This is a genomic window from Rhizobium sp. SVR5-9E (assembly GCF_056755095.1).
The window spans coordinates 1-333 of the sequence record NZ_JBNDHS010000305.1 but is presented as its reverse complement, the minus strand read 5'-3'; the positions used below and the strand labels follow the sequence as shown (position 1 = coordinate 333).

Annotated in this window: 1 protein-coding gene; it reads left to right on the top strand. The window is 39.3% G+C overall.

All coding sequences use genetic code 11. The features are described 5' to 3' along the window. The coding region (locus ACPYOJ_RS34920; protein ID WP_481420316.1) for an HmuY family protein at positions 1 to 333 on the top strand (333 nt) is incomplete at both ends.

Sequence of the window (333 nt, the reverse complement as noted above, 5' to 3'; positions counted from 1 at the left end):
ACCGTATTTACCAATACAATTAGCGGAGCAGGAAGTTATATTTATGCAGATTTCGTGACCATTAATAATGTGGGAGGAGCGGGTGCTTATGAAGTAATTGTCCCTGCCACAACTTCTGGAGTTGAAGCGTATAACAGCTTTAAAACTTCCGATATTGATCAGGCAAAATTTATTTACAATGATCAGCGCGTAATCGGATCCAACTGGAGAAATCCTGTCGGCGTAAACGGACTTGAAGTGTATGGTGATCGCTTTTACGTAGTTAAAGATGCAGAAGGATATTATTTTAAATTAAGATTCACAAGACTTACCAGTACTTCAGGAGAAAGAGGC